The sequence below is a fragment of the Streptomyces kebangsaanensis genome, assembly GCF_001906585.1.
Lineage (GTDB): Bacteria > Actinomycetota > Actinomycetes > Streptomycetales > Streptomycetaceae > Streptomyces > Streptomyces kebangsaanensis.
In genome coordinates, this window is record NZ_JUJA01000033.1 from 25,327 (window position 1) to 27,095 (window position 1,769).

The following is a 1,769-nucleotide window of genomic DNA, read 5'->3' on the forward strand; positions in this document are numbered from 1 at the left end:
CCTCCCGCCGTGGCGCTCCGTCCTCCTGCCGCAGTGCCCCGGGTGTCTTCCTGACTCCCCTCTGGCCGCCTCCCTGACCCTTTCCGGACACCTCCCGGTTTACGTGGATTCCGTGTTCGCTCAGAGGACGCTCAAATCCGGATAACGATCCGGTCACCACGGCGGCCGGTTATGGGTTCGCCGTGCGCGCTTTGTCCGCTTCTTCCTGTGTGGTGCGTCACACGTCTTCCCGGCGATCAGCGTTGCGGCCGTGGTACACCTTCACGACCGCCCGGCGAACACCACCCGCGTTCGGCCGGGTGTGTCGCCGAGCCGGCAACGATCGGTCAGGCACAACTCCATCAATCCTGGGGGGGATTCGAGACCCGACCCGCGGCCTACCACAGCCCGGGTCGGCATGGAGAAAGGCGCACAGCCCATGGCCTCACCGCAGGTCACCGAAGCCCCTGAAGAGGGGTACGAGCGCGGACTCGGCAGCCGCCAGGTCCAGATGATCGCCATCGGCGGCGCCATCGGCGTCGGCCTCTTCCTGGGCGCCGGGGCGAACATCGCCAAGGCCGGACCCAGCCTCATCGTCATGTACGCCCTCGCGGGTGTGATCATCTTCTTCATCATGCGGGCGCTCGGCGAGCTCCTGCTCTACCGCCCGGTCTCGGGTTCCTTCGCGGAGTACTCCCGCGAGTTCCTCGGCCCGTTCTTCGGCTACTTCACCGCCTGGACGTACTGGCTGATGTGGGTGGTGATCGCCATGGCCGAGCTGACGGCCGCCGCGATCTACATCAACTACTGGTTCCCGGCGATCCCGCAATGGGTCACCGCCCTGGTCTTCCTGATCCTGCTCTTCGGGGCCAACCTGATCTCCGTCAAGCTGTTCGGCGAGATCGAGTTCTGGTTCTCGATGGTCAAGGTCACCGCCATCATCGGCATGATCGTCATCGGCCTGGGCGTGCTCACCTTCGGCTTCAGCGCCGCCGGTGACACCGCCGCCGTCGCCAACCTCTGGCAGTTCGACGGCTTCTTCCCCAAGGGCATCGGCTCCTCCCTGATGACCCTGCAGGGCGTGATGTTCGCCTACCTCGCCGTCGAACTGGTCGGCGTCACCGCCGGCGAGTCGAAGAACCCGGAGAAGACCCTCCCCAAGGCCATCAACACCCTGCCCTGGCGCATCGCCCTGTTCTACGTCGGCGCCCTCACCGTCATCCTGTGCGTGGTGAAGTGGACCGAGTTCGGCCCGGACGTCAGCCCCTTCGTGAAGGCGTTCGCGGTCATCGGCATCCCGGCCGGCGCGGGCATCGTCAACTTCGTGGTGCTCACCGCGGCCCTGTCCTCCTGCAACTCCGGCATGTACTCCACCGGCCGCATGCTGCGCACCCTCGCGGACAACGGCGAGGCCCCCCGGGTCTTCCGCCGCCTGTCGGCCTCCAGGACGCCGGCGCTCGGCATCGGCGTCTCCGTCGCCTTCATGGGCATCGGCGTGGTGCTGAACTACATCGTCCCGGAGAAGGCCTTCGGCTACGTCACCTCCGTCGCCACCGCGGCCGGCATCTGGACCTGGCTGATGATCCTCATCAGCCACATCCTGTACCGCCGGGGCGTCGAGGCGGGCCGGCTGCGCGCCTCCTCCTTCCCGGCGCCGGGCGGCTCGGTGTGCTCCTACATCGCCATCGCGTTCCTGCTCCTCGTCACCGCCATGATCGCGTACGACGCCGAAGCCCGCGTCTGCCTGTACGTGATGGCCGTCTGGGCCGTCGCCCTCGCCATCGGCTGGG

At 67.4% G+C, this 1,769-nt stretch carries 1 protein-coding gene; it reads left to right on the plus strand.

From position 1 onward, the window contains the following. Positions 1-418: 418 nt before the first annotated feature. The coding region (locus RH94_RS03380; RefSeq protein WP_073946287.1) for an amino acid permease at positions 419-1,769 on the plus strand (1,351 nt) is incomplete at its 3' end.